Annotated in this window: 15 protein-coding genes and 1 pseudogene; 9 read left to right on the top strand and 7 right to left on the bottom strand. The window is 52.5% G+C overall.

The annotated features are described in order from the left end of the window. Both EOS97_RS08125 and ugpQ read left to right on the top strand, forming a co-directional pair. Entirely contained in the window at positions 1 to 1,071 is a 1,071-nt protein-coding gene (locus tag EOS97_RS08125; RefSeq protein ID WP_000907842.1) for a sn-glycerol-3-phosphate import ATP-binding protein UgpC, read from the top strand. Continuing rightward, complete coding sequence (gene ugpQ, locus EOS97_RS08120; RefSeq protein ID WP_000073549.1) at positions 1,068 to 1,808, top strand: glycerophosphodiester phosphodiesterase; 741 nt, start codon at positions 1,068 to 1,070, stop codon at positions 1,806 to 1,808. The genes EOS97_RS08125 and ugpQ overlap by 4 nt, the downstream gene beginning before the upstream one ends. Positions 1,809 to 1,820: 12 nt before the next feature. Here ugpQ and EOS97_RS08115 read toward each other — a convergent pair whose 3' ends face one another. After that, positions 1,821 to 2,237, bottom strand: coding sequence for a DUF2756 family protein (locus EOS97_RS08115; RefSeq protein ID WP_000826035.1), 417 nt, complete (start codon positions 2,235 to 2,237; stop codon positions 1,821 to 1,823). 125 nt (positions 2,238 to 2,362) lie between these two features. On the opposite strand from EOS97_RS08115, the gene ggt reads away from it, so the two are divergent. After that, positions 2,363 to 4,105, top strand: a complete 1,743-nt coding sequence (ggt, locus tag EOS97_RS08110; protein ID WP_000805090.1) for a gamma-glutamyltransferase — start codon at positions 2,363 to 2,365, stop codon at positions 4,103 to 4,105. 44 nt (positions 4,106 to 4,149) lie between these two features. On the opposite strand, the gene EOS97_RS08105 is transcribed toward ggt, so the two are convergent. The 5 genes from EOS97_RS08105 to yhhY all read right to left on the bottom strand — a co-directional run bounded on the left by EOS97_RS08105 (position 4,150) and on the right by yhhY (position 8,950). Further along, a complete protein-coding gene (locus EOS97_RS08105) occupies positions 4,150 to 5,184 on the bottom strand; it encodes a phosphotriesterase (RefSeq protein WP_000675709.1) in 1,035 nt (344 codons plus the stop codon). Then, positions 5,181 to 6,152 (bottom strand): DMT family transporter, encoded by a 972-nt coding sequence (locus EOS97_RS08100; RefSeq protein WP_001038948.1) that lies wholly within the window; start codon positions 6,150 to 6,152, stop codon positions 5,181 to 5,183. Before EOS97_RS08100 ends, EOS97_RS08105 begins: the two co-directional genes overlap by 4 nt. 53 nt (positions 6,153 to 6,205) lie before the next feature. Continuing rightward, a complete protein-coding gene (locus tag EOS97_RS08095) occupies positions 6,206 to 6,967 on the bottom strand; it encodes a glutamine amidotransferase (RefSeq protein WP_001066509.1) in 762 nt (253 codons plus the stop codon). 15 nt (positions 6,968 to 6,982) lie between these two features. Next, complete coding sequence (locus EOS97_RS08090) at positions 6,983 to 8,197, bottom strand: PfkB family carbohydrate kinase (protein WP_000667436.1); 1,215 nt, start codon at positions 8,195 to 8,197, stop codon at positions 6,983 to 6,985. A gap of 264 nt (positions 8,198 to 8,461) precedes the next feature. Beyond that, the gene (yhhY, locus tag EOS97_RS08085; RefSeq protein WP_001290279.1) at positions 8,462 to 8,950 is read right to left on the bottom strand and encodes an N-acetyltransferase; all 489 of its coding nucleotides are present in this window, start codon (positions 8,948 to 8,950) and stop codon (positions 8,462 to 8,464) included. 466 nt (positions 8,951 to 9,416) lie between these two features. Between yhhY and EOS97_RS08075 the strand changes: the two genes are divergently transcribed. From EOS97_RS08075 to gntU, 5 genes are all read left to right on the top strand, one after another. Then, positions 9,417 to 10,454, top strand: a complete 1,038-nt coding sequence (locus EOS97_RS08075) for an oxidoreductase (RefSeq protein WP_000172396.1) — start codon at positions 9,417 to 9,419, stop codon at positions 10,452 to 10,454. 123 nt (positions 10,455 to 10,577) lie between these two features. Next, a complete protein-coding gene (locus EOS97_RS08070; protein WP_000639789.1) occupies positions 10,578 to 11,273 on the top strand; it encodes a pirin family protein in 696 nt (231 codons plus the stop codon). Between the two features lie 370 nt (positions 11,274 to 11,643). Continuing rightward, positions 11,644 to 12,639, top strand: coding sequence for a gluconate operon transcriptional repressor GntR (gntR, locus tag EOS97_RS08065; protein WP_000730242.1), 996 nt, complete (start codon positions 11,644 to 11,646; stop codon positions 12,637 to 12,639). A gap of 138 nt (positions 12,640 to 12,777) precedes the next feature. Then, complete coding sequence (gene gntK, locus EOS97_RS08060; protein WP_000108342.1) at positions 12,778 to 13,311, top strand: gluconokinase; 534 nt, start codon at positions 12,778 to 12,780, stop codon at positions 13,309 to 13,311. Then, positions 13,308 to 14,648: a gluconate transporter gene (gntU, locus tag EOS97_RS08055; RefSeq protein ID WP_000105950.1), complete on the top strand. Its 1,341-nt coding sequence runs from the start codon at positions 13,308 to 13,310 to the stop codon at positions 14,646 to 14,648. Before gntK ends, gntU begins: the two co-directional genes overlap by 4 nt. Here the strand turns inward: gntU and EOS97_RS08050 are convergent. Beyond that, positions 14,571 to 14,945 (bottom strand): annotated as a pseudogene (locus EOS97_RS08050) (MarC family protein); the annotation flags it as partial. The gene gntU and the pseudogene EOS97_RS08050 sit on opposite strands and share 78 nt — an antisense overlap. Before the next feature lie 126 nt (positions 14,946 to 15,071). Here EOS97_RS08050 and asd point away from each other — a divergent pair. After that, positions 15,072 to 16,178, top strand: coding sequence for an aspartate-semialdehyde dehydrogenase (gene asd / locus EOS97_RS08045; RefSeq protein ID WP_000799936.1), 1,107 nt, complete (start codon positions 15,072 to 15,074; stop codon positions 16,176 to 16,178). The last annotated feature ends 118 nt before the right edge of the window (positions 16,179 to 16,296 follow it).

Below are 16,296 nucleotides of genomic sequence, written 5' to 3'. Positions count from 1 at the left end.
ATGGCTGGTTTAAAACTACAGGCAGTAACCAAAAGCTGGGACGGCAAAACCCAGGTAATTCAACCGCTGACGCTGGACGTGGCGGATGGCGAATTTATCGTGATGGTCGGGCCGTCCGGCTGCGGCAAATCAACGTTGTTGCGGATGGTGGCCGGTCTGGAACGCGTGACCAGCGGCGATATCTGGATTGATCGCAAACGTGTCACCGAGATGGAGCCCAAAGATCGCGGCATCGCGATGGTATTTCAGAACTATGCTCTCTATCCCCATATGAGCGTAGAGGAGAACATGGCGTGGGGACTAAAAATTCGCGGTATGAGCAAAGCGCATATTGAAGAACGCGTGCGGGAGGCGGCGCGCATTCTGGAGCTGGACGGCCTGCTTAAACGCCGTCCACGCGAGCTTTCCGGCGGTCAACGGCAGCGCGTGGCAATGGGGCGCGCGATCGTCCGCGAGCCGGCAGTCTTCTTATTCGACGAACCGCTCTCTAATCTCGACGCCAAGCTGCGCGTGCAGATGCGTCTGGAGTTACAACATCTGCATCGTCGCCTTCGTACCACCTCGCTCTATGTTACTCACGATCAGGTAGAGGCGATGACGCTGGCCCAGCGGGTGATGGTGATGAATAAAGGCGTCGCAGAACAGATTGGCACGCCGGTAGAGGTGTATGAAAAACCGGCCAGTCGCTTCGTGGCGAGCTTTATTGGCAGCCCGGCGATGAACCTGTTGGACGGCGTTATCAGCGCTTCCGGCGACCGTTTCGAATTGCCTGGCGGTCTGGCGTTGCCGATTGGTGCGGGCTATCGGGGTCATGCCGGACGTAAAATGACGCTGGGTATCCGCCCGGAGCATATTGCGTTAAGCTCGCAGGCGGAAGGCGGCGTGCCGTTAACGGTAGACACGCTGGAGATTCTGGGCGCGGATAATCTGGCGCATGGGCGCTGGGGCGATCAGAAACTGGTGGTGCGGTTGGCGCATCAGCAACGCCCGGCGGCGGGCAGTACGCTATGGCTGCATCTGCCGGAACATCAGCGGCATCTTTTTGATGGCGAAACAGGACAACGTGTATGAGTAACTGGCCTTATCCCCACATTGTCGCCCATCGCGGCGGCGGTAAACTGGCGCCGGAAAACACTCTGGCGGCGATTGACGTGGGCGCGCGATACGGGCACACCATGATTGAGTTTGATGCCAAGCTGTCGAAAGACGGCGAAATTTTCCTGCTGCATGACGATAACCTGGAACGCACCAGCAACGGTTGGGGCGTGGCGGGCGAGTTGAACTGGCAGGATTTATTGCGTGTGGACGCTGGCGGTTGGTTTAGCGGCGAATTTAAAGGCGAGCCGCTGCCGTTGCTCTCGCAGGTGGCGGAGCGCTGCCGTAAACACGGCATGATGGCGAATATTGAGATCAAACCGACAACGGGGAGCGGAAGGCTAACAGGACGCGTCGTGGCGTTGGCCGCCCGCGAACTGTGGGCCGGGATGACGCCGCCGCTGCTTTCTTCCTTTGAGATAGAGGCGCTGGAAGCGGCGCAGGCGGCAGCACCTGAACTGCCGCGCGGGTTACTGCTGGATAAATGGCGTGAAGACTGGCGTGAACTGACGACCCGTCTGGGCTGTGTTTCCCTCCATCTCAACCATAAATTACTCGATGAGACGCGAGTACAAGAGATTAAGGCCGCGGGTCTGCGGATTCTGGTGTATACCGTCAATCAGCCCCAGCGGACGGCAGAGCTGCTGCGCTGGGGCGTGGATTGTATCTGCACCGATCGTATTGATGACATCGGCCCTCACTTTCAGTTTTAAGGGCTGTCAGTTTTAAGGGCTGATGGTTTTCAGCGGGATGTCAGGCTGCGGCGTCCCGCTGCCCTGCTGCAACATTGGCTGGGAATGGTTTAGCATCCGGTCCGGATTTCCGCTGCCGCTGAGCATTCCGCCCTGCGTATTGGGCAGCGTTTGCTGGCCGAGCATACCGTTGCCCGGCTGTCCCTGCTGAACCCGCTGCGTATTGGCATTCAACTGCGACTGTAGATTTTGCTGCTGGCTGCGCGCCTGCGTTTGCATCTGTTGTTTCAACATACCCTGCTGCTGAATCTGCTGCGTTTGCATCTGCGTCTGCATACGCTGCTGGCTGGGAATCTTATAACCTGGCTGATTAGGATTATTCATAGTGTTAATTGGCTGGGCCAATACAGCAAAGGGTAACAAAGCCGTAATAAGTAGTAAGCGTTTCATTGTCGTCTCCTCCCGATGAGGCCTCTTTTTAAGTGTACCTCTATTTCGCCATGATGATGATTTTTTAAGCGTTGTGGACCAGGATTAAACGGGACATACACCCATTTATCTGGAGAAAAACAACGATGAAACCAACGTTTATGCGCTGGGTGGCGATCGCCGCTCTGCTGGCCGGGGGGACGTTTAGCGCGGTGGCCAATCCTCCCGTCGCGCCGCCAGTCTCCTATGGTGTTGAAGAAGATGTCTTTCATCCTGTGCGGGCGACGCAAGGGATGGTGGCGTCCGTGGATGCAATGGCGACGCAGGTTGGCGTGGATATCTTAAAGCAGGGCGGTAATGCCGTGGATGCCGCCGTCGCCGTGGGCTATGCGCTGGCTGTCACGCATCCGCAAGCCGGGAATCTGGGCGGCGGAGGATTTATGCTGCTGCGCACTAAAGATGGCGCTACCACGGCGATCGATTTTCGTGAAATGGCGCCTGCTGGCGCGACCCGTGATATGTTCCTTGACGATCAGGGTAACGCCGATGCGAAAAAGTCGCTGACGTCGCATCTGGCATCCGGTACGCCAGGTACCGTGGCGGGGTTCTCGCTGGCGCTGGAGAAATACGGCACGATGCCGCTGAATAAAGTGGTGCGTCCGGCGATGAAGCTGGCGGAAGAGGGTTTTGTGGTTAACGATGCGCTGGCCGACGACTTAAAAACTTACGGCAGCGAAGTGATCCCCAACCATGAGAACAGCAAAGCCATTTTCTGGAAAGACGGCGAGCCGCTGAAAAAAGGCGATAAGCTGGTCCAGAAGGATCTGGCGAAAAGCCTGGAAATGATTGCCGAAAACGGCCCGGATGCGTTTTATAAAGGGGCGATTGCTGACCAGATTGCCGGAGAAATGCAGAAGAACGGCGGTCTGATGACCAAAGAGGATTTAGCCAGCTATAAAGCCGTTGAGCGTACGCCAATCAGCGGTGACTATCGCGGGTATCAGGTCTTCTCCATGCCGCCGCCATCCTCGGGCGGTATTCACATCGTACAGATCCTCAATATCCTCGAAAATTTCGACATGAAGAAGTACGGCTTTGGCAGCGCCGATGCCATGCAAATCATGGCGGAAGCGGAAAAATACGCCTATGCCGACCGCTCAGAGTATCTGGGTGACCCGGACTTTGTGAAAGTGCCGTGGCAGGCGCTGACCAACAAAGCCTATGCGAAAACGCTGGCCGATCAAATTGATATCAACAAGGCCAAACCTTCCAGCCAGATCAAACCTGGCAAGCTCGCCCCGTATGAAAGCAACCAGACCACCCACTTCTCGGTGGTGGATAAAGACGGCAATGCCGTGGCGGTGACCTATACCCTGAACACCACCTTCGGCACAGGAATTGTGGCGGGAAATACCGGTATTCTGCTGAATAATCAAATGGATGATTTTTCTGCTAAACCCGGTGTACCTAATGTTTATGGCCTGGTGGGCGGCGATGCTAACGCGGTCGGTCCGAAGAAGCGTCCGCTGTCGTCGATGTCGCCCACTATCGTGGTAAAAGACGGCAAAACCTGGCTGGTGACCGGCAGTCCTGGCGGGAGTCGAATCATCACTACCGTGCTGCAAATGGTAGTGAACAGCATTGATTTCGGCATGAACGTCGCCGAAGCGACCAACGCGCCGCGCTTCCATCATCAATGGTTGCCGGACGAACTGCGGGTAGAAAAGGGCTTCAGCCCCGATACGCTAAAGTTGCTGGAACAGAAAGGGCAGAAAGTTGCGCTGAAAGAAGCGATGGGCAGCACCCAAAGTATTATGGTTGGACCGGATGGCGAACTGTACGGTGCGTCTGACCCGCGTTCCGTGGATGATTTAACGGCGGGATACTGATTTTTAATTCCAGGCCCGGTGTCAGACACCGGGCTATTTGCAGATTATGCCGTGAGTAATCGGGCTGGATTATCAATACAAAGCTTGCGCAGAGTATCCTTGTCTACTCCGCGAGCAGCCAGATAGGCGAGGAAGACATTCGGGACAAACCCCCAGCCATTTCCGCCATTTTTCGCCCACATCTGTTTGAGAAAAACATCATGGCTTAAAACGATTTGGTCGGCGTAACCCAGTGCAATCAGATTCGCTACTGCATCTGCGGTCTCCTGAACGCCCGGCGCGACACCTTCTTTTGGAAAGGTGATGTCCAGACCAATCATGTCAAATTCAAGCCATACGCCGCGGTCGAGCATTTTACGTTGATAGACGACATCTTTTCCTGAAGGGTCCGAATGCGCCAGCGAGACTTTTGCCGGAGAGACGTTCATTTCTTCCAGCACGATATCCAGCACCTCATCACCCAGTCGCAGCCACCCTGGCATATGGATATTCATCGCCGTGTGGGGGTTGTTACATTGTGCCAGAGACGCTGCCCGCAGGCTGTTACGCTCCGCTTGGGTAAACGCGGGAGATACGCCGATTTCACCGATCATGCCAGCGCGAATATCCGTCTCGCCAATACCCTGATTCAGTTCTTTATCAATGAGTGAGGCTAACAGCTCAACAGGTTTATGGATCCGGGTACTTTCAAATTTCTCCAGATAAGGTCCGGATGACGCAACGATATTCAAACCCGTTTTTAAGGCAACTTCTCGCAGCGCTGAGGCGTCCCGTCCAATGGATTCTGAACCGGTGGCGTCGACAATCGTCCTGCCGCCCAAAGACATAAAGTTATTGATTTCGAAGATAACATCATCAATCTCTTTGCGGTCCATGTTATCGGCGCAGCAGTATGGGTCGTGTTTCAGCCCCCACTGCAGGTCAGCACTGACTTTCTTTCCCACCAGTTGCTGTGAAAAAGCATAATGTGGCTCGTCTACGACCGAAGACAGATCGTTAAACAGATGTTCATGCGGTAGCGTCAGCCCCATATCCGTATGCGCCACCGGGCCTGTTACGGTTTGCAGGAAACCTTTCATTCTGACACCTCTATTCTTTGCGCCATTTTGGATGCTCTGTATTCAGGGATGGTGGTCACAATCGCACCGACTAACGCGAACAGCGTACCGATGATGGTGACCAGGTAGACCGTATTGCCTAATGAAGGGATCAATTCATCAATTAGCACTGAGCCAAGCAGTTGGCCTGCTGTTGACGCTACGCCCAGCATCAATAGTCCTAAGCCTCTCACCAGAATCGCCATTAGCCCGATGGACAGCAGACCCAGCGGACCACCGAGATACATCCACCATGTATCGGGTAACTGGATGGTGACATGGCCTAATGCGATACGTATCGCCAGCGCCGCGCCCAGGACACAAAAGCCGACGATGAAGTTCCATGTAATGGACACCAGCATGGAGCCCGTTGCCTCGGCGACTTTAGCATTCCCCGCAGGCTGCCAGCCAGCGAGTAACCCTGCCAAAAAGGGGAGGATAGCGAGCAGGATAAACGAGGTTGAGTGCCACTGTGGCGAGACGACAAAAATGGTGGCGATAACGGCGAACAATGCGCCAGTAATGCGCCATGGCGTAAAATATTTCTTCTCCTCCACACCGATGCCAAAACGGTCGCACAGCAGGCCGGAAAGAAGCAGGGCAGAAATTAATGCCGTTTGAAAGGTGGCAACGCCCAGCGCGCTGGCGGATGCGCCTTCAGAAAATACGACCATAGCCCCGCATAATCCTGCAAACCAATTCCATAGCGGGATTTTTCTCTTTTTAATCAGAGTAGGGATTGAGGCGAATTGCTGGCGTGTTTCTTTGCGCGCAATAATAATAAAAAACATGACGACCAGACCGCTGGCAAACGAGATTACTGCGCAAGCATTACCGTCTTGTAACCAATGTCCTAACTGCCCATTAACGGCAGACTGCATCGGGGAAAGCATACCGGCTAAGATGGTGGCAAGCATCAGTAAGGGGGTTGAGTACTTATTCTTGTTCATACATCAATCCTTATATTTTATAAAAGGAGTAACTTTCGTTACTCCATTGTTTTTTATTTTCTGGCGATGAATTGAAGCGTGTTGACCCACAGGTCGGTATAAAATGGCCATGACATAAACTGCTGGGTTCCCCAGTGTGGGGAGCAGTCGCTCATAAAGCAGGCGGTTTTACCCTGTTGGTATTCACCGAACACTAACAATGGGTCATTATTTATTGTTAATACGACATCGGCATCGTCTCTGGCGACGGCCTGGTTATATCCAAGAAATACCGGATAATCTGAGAACCCGTTAACAACAGGATGTTCAGGTGAGACAGCCTCAGCACAGATACCCTCGGGCTTTTCTACCCGGTCATCGCCATCAAGCATAATAACTGGCAGAACCTCAGCAAGAACGGTGTTCTTATAATTGGCTTTTGCCTCAATACCCATGAATGACAGATAACCGCCAATCATGAGTAGTCCACCGCCATTTTTGACGTACTCTTTAATAGACTCCAGAGCGTTTGGTTTTATTTTTAGCTGATAAAATGTCTCGTTTTGCAACAGGAAGGTATTACTACCAATGTCGCTAATAACAATCACATCGTAACGGTTTAATTCGTCAATACTCTCTGGAAAGGCAATTTGTACCGTGTGGGCAGGCATGTAATCAATATCAACGCCGCCCTTCCTCAAGCATTCCAGTAACCATGTGGCGCCTTCTTCATATTTACTGGAGGTGAAACTGTCATAACCTTTTGAATGAATCATATGAATATGCCAGGATTCTCCAATAAAGAGCACCTTTAGTTTTTTCTGCGTATTGTTCATAGTCTGCTCCTTGATTTAGTGAGTAGAGATAGTTTGTTTGTAATGTGAACCCTGAATACGATGAAGAACGGAGTCGTTTTCCGGCATATCAGAGGCATTAGGCGTTTCAACCGCAAGTGAGGCAAATGCGCTGGCGTAGCACAATGCGGATGCCAGTGACTTTCCTTTTGCAAGGCCAGATGCGAGGGCGCCATTGAAAGCGTCACCCGCTCCTGCCGTATTTTTTACAACTGCCGGAAATGCCGGGGAATAGATGAATTGTGTGCCATCATAAGCAAGCGAACCTTTGCTACCTAATGTAATAATGGTATTTTTGACGCCTTTCTGGTGAATAATTTTGGCCGCGCATTTGGCTGATTCGATATCATTAACCGCCATATTGGCCAGCAGGCCTGCTTCCGTTTCATTTGGCGTAATATAGTCAATGTTATCAATGATGGTGTTAACCATGTCATTGTACGGCGCTGGATTGATGATGACCGGTATGTCATTTTTTTGTGCAAGACGAATTGTTTGCTGCAGCGCTTCGTAATTCGTCTCCAGTTGGACAAGAACAATATCTGAATGAACAATGGCTTCTTTCTGAATGGTGATTTCATCAGGGGAAATTGTCATGTTGGCGCCAGGGTAGATAGCGATGACGTTATCTCCGGTATCTCCATTCACCATGATGGTTGCTGTACCTGTTTGTGTTTCTTTGGTCTGGTAGATAATACTTTTATGGATTTTTGATGAGTTTATAAAATTAATGGCGTAATCACTAAAATGATCTGAGCCGACTTTAGTAATAAAATGCACATCAGAGTCGGCATAGCTTGCTGCTAATGCCTGATTACAGCCCTTACCGCCGGGTGAAAAAATAAATTTATCGGCCAGCAATGATTCTCCCGTTGAGGGTAATCTCGGTAGATAACTGATGATATCAACATTGAACGAGCCAATAACACATACATTATTTTTCATGGCAGAGAGACCTTTTTTTATTTTTTGCGCTGATTCATATTTTTCCAGCACATAAGCAATTTCATTTTTTGCGACGTTATCAAGAGAATCAAGGGTAATAAATGCACCACCATGACAGCGAGTAAGATATCCCTGTCCGGCAAGTTCATTGAGATCTGAACGAATAGTTTCCTTTGTTACCTTGAGACTTTTCGCCAGATTTGAAACTTTTACAACTCCCGAAATACTGAGTTCCTTCAATATTCTATGATGGCGTTCAAATTTCATTTTTTACCTCACCGTGGTTAAATTAGTCCCGGGAGGAGTATATTGTTGTGATTGTCACCATAAAGTGATGGCAGAAACCAAAAAAAAACAAAAATGTAATATTAATATTGCTAAAATTACGGAAAAAACGGTGATAAAGCTTAAAGTGGCAATAACCATGAAATTCAGATGGTTATTGTTTTGATATAGGGGAAGTAGGTTGCAATAACTGGAATGTTGTGAAGGTTTGTGACGTTTCGCCCCACAGGGTGGGGCGGGGAAGCGCTATTTCACGCGCGCCATAAAGTACGCATCAACGTACTCACCGTTGCGCAGGCCGTATTTCTTACCAGTGCCTTCGATTTCAAAGCCGTACTTCTTATACACCGCCACGGCGGGCTCGTTATCAACAAACACCGTTAACTCGATACGCTCGACGCGCAGCCAGTTGTCACACATGTCGATCATCGTGCGGATCAGCGCGCTGGCAATGCCGCGATTGTGCCACCGGGCATCCACGCAGATACCAAAATCGGCCACGTGGCTGCGACGGGGACGTTGGGTGACCTGAATAGAAAGATGGCCAACGACAATATCGTCAATGCAGGCAACCAGTTGTTTAACCCCGGCTTGCTCGGTTAGCCGCGCCTGCCACATTTCGAGGGAAGGATGAGGAACCTGTAGCGTGTTGTGATACACCTCCGGCTGGGCGTGGATCTGACGAATGGCGTCGTAATCTTTCGGTTCAGCGTGGCGTATCACTATTTCACTCATTCCTTATCTCCTGCAGGGTTAATTGTGTATTTACACTCGCTGAGAAAGAAAATTCCGTCAACCGCATTTTTTTGCAAAAAGAAGTAGACAAGTGCGAATGAGAATGATTATTATTGCCTTGCATTCAGGGGAACCCCTACGGAGAACCTGAAAGCACGACATTGCTCACATTGCTTCCAGTATTATTTTGGCCAGCTTTTGCTGGCTTTTTTTTTGGTTTTGTTTCAGCCTGGCTTACTTGTCATTTTGTCCCCGGGAAGTGCTCGTGCTCCTCACGTACATTTAGTACGCTCCGGGCCCTGCGAGCTTGCCGTGAACAAACTGACCGCGACGCCGACGGCTGATCTTGAGGCATCTGCTTTTGTAGGCCCGAAAAGTCTTCTCCGCCACCGTCAAAGAATCCAACATTCAGTCTCCTCACGCTTTGCGCTATGGTGTAAACAATCATCTTCAAAAGGATCGTCTCATGACCTTACACTGCGCATTTATTGGATTCGGCAAAAGTACCACCCGTTACCATCTCCCCTATGTTCTGAATCGGAAAGATACCTGGCATGTCGCGCATATTTTCCGTCGTCACGCTAAACCGGAAGAGCAGGCGCCGCAGTATTCACATATTCACTTCACCAGCGATCTGGATGAGGTGTTGGGCGATCCGCAGGTAAAACTGGTGATCGTCTGTACGCATGCTGACAGCCATTTCGAATACGCCAAACGCGCGCTGGAAGCGGGTAAAAATGTGCTGGTTGAGAAACCTTTCACGCCGACGCTGGCGGAGGCAAAAGTGTTGTTCGACCTGGCGCGAAGCAAAGGACTGACCGTCACGCCGTATCAGAATCGGCGTTTTGATTCCTGTTTTCTTACTGCTAAAAAAGCGATTGAGAGCGGGAAACTGGGCAAGATTGTCGAAATTGAAAGCCATTTCGATTATTACCGCCCGGTAGCAGAAACCAAACCGGGCCTGCCGCAGGACGGCGCATTCTACGGACTTGGCGTCCACACTATGGATCAAATTATTTCGCTATTTGGCCGTCCGGATCATGTCGCGTATGACATTCGTAGCCTGCGTAATAAAGCGAATCCGGATGACACCTTTGAAGCGCAACTATTTTATGGCGATTTGAAGGCTATCGTTAAAACCAGCCACCTGGTGAAAATTGATTACCCGAAATTTATCGTGCATGGGACTAAAGGTTCGTTTGTGAAGTACGGTATCGATCAACAAGAAACCAGCCTGAAAGCGAACATTATGCCCGGCGAGCCGGGTTTTGCCGCTGACGAATCCGTCGGTGTGCTGGAATATGTCAATGACGATGGCGTGACCGTGAAAGAAGAGGTGAAACCGGAAACGGGTGACTATGGCCGCGTCTATGATGCGCTGTACCAGACGTTGACCGTCGGTACGCCTAATTACGTCAAGGAATCTGAAGTTCTTACCAACCTGGAAATCCTCGAACGTGCCTTCGAACAGGCAACGCCTGCGACGATAACCCTCGCTAAATAGCCCTTACAGACTCCTCTGCGCTTATTCATATTTTTTGAACAGAGGAGTCAATTTTCACCCTCTATGATCCCGGACGGAATGAGTCCACACTTATTCCATCGAAAACATCTGGGGGTGAACACAATGATCTACTTACGCAAAGCAAACGACCGCGGTCATGCGAATCATGGCTGGCTTGACTCCTGGCATACCTTTTCTTTTGCCGATTATTACGATCCGAACTTTATGGGGTTCTCGGCGCTGCGCGTGATTAACGATGACGTGATCGACGCAGGTCAGGGCTTTGGTACTCACCCCCATAAAGACATGGAAATCCTGACTTATGTGCTGGAAGGCGCGGTGGAGCATCAGGACAGTATGGGCAATAAAGAACAGGTTCCGGCCGGTGAATTCCAGATTATGAGCGCCGGGACCGGCGTTCGCCACTCCGAGTACAACCCGAGCAAAACGGATCGTCTGCGGCTGTACCAGATCTGGATCATTCCGCAAGAAACCGGCATCACGCCGCGCTACGAACAGCGCCGCTTCGACGCCGCGCAGGGCAAGCAACTGGTGCTTTCGCCAGATGCTCGTGATGGTTCGCTGAAGGTCCACCAGGATATGGAGCTGTACCGCTGGGCGCTGCTCAAAGATGAGCAGTCGGTGCATCAGATTGCCGCTGAGCGCCGCGTCTGGATCCAGGTGGTAAAAGGTAACGTGACCATTAACGGTACTAAAGCCACCACCAGCGACGGCCTGGCGATTTGGGATGAGCAGGCAATCTCGATTCATGCCGACAGCGACAGCGAAGTGTTGTTGTTTGACTTGCCGCCAGTCTAAAAATACACGTCATCCTTCAAGCCGCATCTGTGTTGGCTTTATTACTCGGCCCATCCATAGGCCTCGCCCCTTCGGGGCCGCTGCGAGCAGCGTTCAAATCTGCTCCCGGCAGATTTGTCGCTCACCCCGGTCGCGTACTTAATGTACGCTCCCGGGGATTTACTGAGGGACATCCTTGTCCCTCACCAGAGGCAACCTTCGGTTGTTCAAATTCGTTCCTGACGAATTTGTCACTGCGTCGCCGCCTTGATGCAACTCGAATGATTTTGTGTATTTCTCACAATAAAAAAACGACTTTTTTTCTCTGCGAAGGTTCACGCACGTCCGTGGTAAACTGGGCAAATCTATCCCTTTTATACCTTTCAGGACGATGAAAAAGAAAAGACCCGTACTTCAGGATGTGGCCGACCGTGTGGGCGTGACCAAAATGACGGTCAGCCGTTTTTTGCGTAATCCGGAGCAGGTCTCCGTCGCGCTGCGGGGTAAAATTGCGGCTGCGCTTGATGAGCTCGGGTACATTCCTAATCGCGCGCCTGACATTCTTTCCAACGCCACCAGTCGCGCCATTGGCGTTCTGCTGCCGTCTTTAACCAACCAGGTCTTTGCGGAAGTGTTACGCGGCATTGAGGCCGTCACCGATGCCCACGGGTATCAGACCATGCTGGCGCACTACGGCTATAAACCGGAGATGGAGCAGGAGCGCCTGGAATCGATGCTCTCCTGGAATATCGACGGCCTGATCCTCACTGAGCGTACCCATACGCCGCGCACCTTAAAAATGATCGAAGTCGCCGGGATTCCGGTGGTGGAACTGATGGACAGCCAGTCGCCGTGTCTCGATATTGCCGTCGGTTTTGACAACTTCGAGGCCGCCCGTCAGATGACCGCCGCGATTATCGCGCGTGGTCATCGTCATATCGCCTATCTGGGGGCGCGCCTCGACGAACGTACTATCATCAAGCAGAAGGGCTATGAACAGGCGATGCGGGACGCAGGCCTGGTTCCTTACAGTGTGATGATGGAGCAATCTTCATCCTACTCTTCCGGTATCGAACTCATGCGCCAGGCGCGACGTGAATACCCACAGCTTGACGGTATTTTTTGCACCAACGATGACCTGGCGGTGGGGGCGGCCTTCGAATGCCAGCGCTTGGGGCTAAAAATCCCGGGCGACATGGCGATCGCCGGGTTCCACGGTCATGACATCGGCCAGGTGATGGAACCGCGTCTGGCAAGCGTCCTGACGCCGCGCGAGCGAATGGGCAGCATTGGCGCGGAACGTCTGTTGGCCCGCATTCGCGGCGAAACGGTCACGCCAAAAATGTTAGATTTAGGTTTCACCTTGTCACCGGGCGGATCTATTTAGTCTGACAACTTTGAAGTAGCTCACACTTATTCACTTTTGGCACGAATGGTCATTGCGTCGTGAATGGTGCGGTTGGACAATGTTACCGATAACAGTTACCCGTAACAAATTTTGCAACTTGTAGAGTGGGGGCCCGCTTTGAGCACGACTAATCATGATCACCACGTTTACGTTCTGATGGGCGTATCAGGCAGCGGTAAATCCGCTGTCGCAAGCGCCGTGGCGCATCAGCTTCATGCCGCGTTTCTGGACGGCGATTTTCTGCATCCGCGCTGCAATATTGAAAAAATGGCTTCCGGCGAGCCGTTGAATGATGATGACCGCAAACCGTGGTTACAGGCGCTGAACGACGCCGCTTTCGCGATGCAGCGTACCAATAAAATCTCGCTGATCGTCTGTTCCGCACTGAAAAAACATTATCGTGACCTGCTGCGCGAGGGAAACCCGAACCTCTCCTTTATCTATCTGAAAGGTGATTTCGACGTCATTGAAAGCCGTCTGAAAGCGCGCAAAGGTCATTTCTTCAAAACCCAGATGCTGGTGACGCAGTTTGAAACGCTGCAAGAGCCGGGTGCCGACGAACGCGATGTTCTGGTGGTGGATATCGACCAGCCGCTGGAAGGCGTCGTGGCGAGCACCATTGAGGTCATCAATAAAGGCAGTACGCTGTGAGTACATTAACACTGGTTTTAACCGCCGTCGGTTCCGTCTTACTGCTGCTGTTTTTGGTGATGAAGGCGCGTATGCACGCCTTCGTCGCGTTAATGGTCGTCTCGATGGGCGCGGGGCTTTTTTCAGGGATGCCGCTTGATAAAATCGCCGCGACCATGGAAAAAGGGATGGGCGGCACGCTGGGATTCCTGGCGATTGTGGTCGCGCTGGGGGCGATGTTCGGCAAGATTCTGCATGAAACCGGCGCGGTCGATCAGATAGCCGTCAAGATGCTTAAATCCTTTGGCCATAACCGCGCGCACTATGCGATTGGCCTGGCCGGGCTGATTTGCGCGCTTCCGCTGTTCTTTGAAGTGGCGATTGTGCTGCTGATAAGCGTGGCGTTCTCTATGGCGCGTCATACAGGCACAAACCTGGTGAAGCTGGTCATTCCGCTGTTTGCGGGCGTGGCGGCAGCCGCGGCGTTTTTGTTGCCTGGGCCTGCGCCGATGCTGCTGGCTTCCCAGATGCATGCTGATTTCGGCTGGATGATCCTGATTGGGCTGTGCGCCGCCATTCCTGGCATGATTATCGCCGGGCCGCTGTGGGGGAATTTTATCAGCCGTTATGTTGAGCTGCGTATTCCTGACGACATTACCGAGCCGCATCTGGGTGAAGGTAAAATGCCTTCTTTCGGCTTCAGCCTGTCGCTGATCCTGCTGCCGTTGGTGCTGGTAGGGCTGAAAACGATCGCCGCGCGTTTTGTGCCGGAAGGTTCCACCGCTTACGAATGGTTTGAGTTTATCGGTCACCCCTTCACTGCGATTCTGGTCGCTTGTCTGGTAGCGATTTATGGCCTGGCGATGCGTCAGGGGATGCCGAAAGACAAAGTGATGGAAATCTGCGGCCACGCGCTGCAACCGGCGGGCATTATTCTGCTGGTGATTGGCGCAGGCGGGGTGTTCAAACAGGTACTGGTTGACTCCGGCGTCGGCCCGGCGCTGGGCGAAGCGTTAACCGGTATGGGACTGCCGATTGCCATTACCTGCTTTGTGCTGGCGGCGGCGGTGCGCATCATTCAGGGCTCCGCGACCGTGGCGTGTTTAACCGCGGTCGGTCTGGTGATGCCGGTCATAGAGCAACTGAATTTCTCCGGCGCGCAGATGGCGGCGCTCTCTATCTGTATCGCCGGCGGTTCAATTGTGGTTTCTCATGTTAACGACGCTGGCTTCTGGCTGTTCGGTAAATTTACCGGCGCGACCGAAGCGCAGACGCTGAAGACCTGGACGATGATGGAGACTATCCTCGGCACGGTCGGCGCGATTGTCGGGATGATTGCTTTCCAACTGCTGAGCTGAGTCTTGTTGCCCGGTGGTGCTGTGCTTACCGGGCCTGGAAACGGGCACATATCGACACCGTAAGCCGGGTAAGGCGTAATCGCTACCCGGTTTTTTTATTGAGGTGTGAATGCCAATCGCCCAACGACGTTTTGCCTCGCCATGTTTCAGTACGCGCATAAAAGCAGGCAAATTTCTACGCTGATCCATAATTAGGATCAATAAAATAGCGACGGAAATGATTCCCTTCCTAACGCAAATTCCCTGATAATCGCCACTGGACTTTCTGCTTGCGCGGTAAGGCAGGATAAGTCGCATTACTGATGGCTTCGCTATCATTGATTAATTTCACTTGCGACTTTGGCTGCTTTTTGTATGGTGAAGGATGCGCCACAGGATACTGGCGCGCATACACAGCACATCTCTTTGCAGGAAAAAAACGCTATGAAAAATGTTGGTTTTATCGGCTGGCGCGGAATGGTCGGCTCTGTTCTCATGCAACGCATGGTAGAGGAGCGCGATTTCGACGCTATTCGCCCTGTTTTCTTTTCTACCTCCCAGTTTGGACAGGCGGCGCCCACCTTCGGCGACACCTCCACCGGCACGCTACAGGACGCTTTTGATCTGGATGCGCTAAAAGCGCTCGATATCATCGTGACCTGCCAGGGCGGCGATTATACCAACGAAATTTATCCAAAGCTGCGCGAAAGCGGATGGCAGGGTTACTGGATTGATGCGGCTTCTACGCTGCGCATGAAAGATGATGCCATTATTATTCTCGACCCGGTCAACCAGGACGTGATTACCGACGGCCTGAACAATGGCGTGAAGACCTTTGTGGGCGGTAACTGTACCGTTAGCCTGATGTTGATGTCGCTGGGCGGTCTCTTTGCCCATAATCTCGTTGACTGGGTATCCGTCGCGACCTATCAGGCCGCCTCCGGCGGCGGCGCGCGCCATATGCGCGAGCTGTTAACCCAAATGGGTCAGTTGTATGGCCATGTCGCCGATGAACTGGCGACGCCGTCTTCCGCAATTCTTGATATTGAACGCAAAGTTACGGCATTGACCCGCAGCGGCGAGCTGCCGGTTGATAACTTTGGCGTACCGCTGGCGGGAAGCCTGATCCCCTGGATCGACAAACAGCTCGATAACGGCCAGAGCCGCGAAGAGTGGAAAGGCCAGGCGGAAACCAACAAGATTCTCAATACTGCCGCTGTGATTCCGGTTGATGGTTTGTGTGTGCGCGTCGGCGCGCTGCGCTGTCACAGCCAGGCGTTCACCATCAAGCTGAAAAAAGAGGTATCCATTCCGACGGTGGAAGAACTGCTGGCGGCACATAATCCGTGGGCGAAAGTGGTGCCGAACGATCGTGATATCACTATGTGCGAATTAACCCCGGCGGCGGTGACCGGTACGTTGACTACGCCGGTTGGTCGTCTGCGTAAGCTGAACATGGGGCCAGAGTTCTTGTCGGCGTTTACCGTAGGCGACCAGTTGTTATGGGGCGCCGCCGAGCCGCTGCGTCGAATGCTGCGCCAGTTGGCGTAGTGGCTATTGCAGCGCTTATCGGGCCTGCGTGTGGTTCTGTAGGCCGGATAAGGCGCGCTCGCGCCGCCATCCGGCGGGGGAATTTGTGTTAAACCAGGGGTGCATCGTCACCCTTTTT

The organism is Salmonella sp. SSDFZ54 (assembly GCF_004010735.1).
GTDB classification, from domain to species: Bacteria; Pseudomonadota; Gammaproteobacteria; order Enterobacterales; family Enterobacteriaceae; genus Salmonella; species Salmonella enterica.
The sequence above is the reverse complement of the archived record's forward strand: the minus strand, read 5'-3'. Positions and strand labels throughout refer to the sequence as shown.